Origin of the sequence: Pseudomonas sp. FIP_A4 (assembly GCF_036701605.1) — a bacterium.
Lineage (GTDB): Bacteria > Pseudomonadota > Gammaproteobacteria > Pseudomonadales > Pseudomonadaceae > Stutzerimonas > Stutzerimonas phenolilytica.
The window spans coordinates 1-322 of sequence record NZ_JAYDXP010000041.1 but is presented as its reverse complement, the minus strand read 5'-3'; the positions used below and the strand labels follow the sequence as shown (position 1 = coordinate 322).

Below are 322 nucleotides of genomic sequence, written 5' to 3'. Positions count from 1 at the left end.
GCAGGTTTTCGAGGCGCTGGCGCAGGGTCATGGCGGCCACGGATAACGTGAAAGACCTGCGCAGGGTGCAGTCCGGCAGCGTGCTGCTGGGCATGCTCAACCCGTTCGACAATGACTGCATCGCGCGCATGGCCGCGCGCGGCATCACCGCCTTCGCGCTGGAAGCCGCGCCGCGCACTTCGCGCGCGCGCAGAGCCTGGACGTGCTCTCGTCGCAGGCCAACATCGCCGGCTACAAGGCGGTGCTGCTCGGCGCCCATCACTACCCGCGCTTCATGCCGATGCTGATGACCGCTGCCGGTACGGTGAAGGCCGCGCGCGTG

1 pseudogene is annotated in these 322 nt (G+C 68.9%); it reads left to right on the top strand.

From position 1 onward, the window contains the following. A pseudogene (locus tag U8L64_RS00290) lies at positions 1-322 on the top strand (NAD(P)(+) transhydrogenase (Re/Si-specific) subunit alpha); the annotation flags it as partial.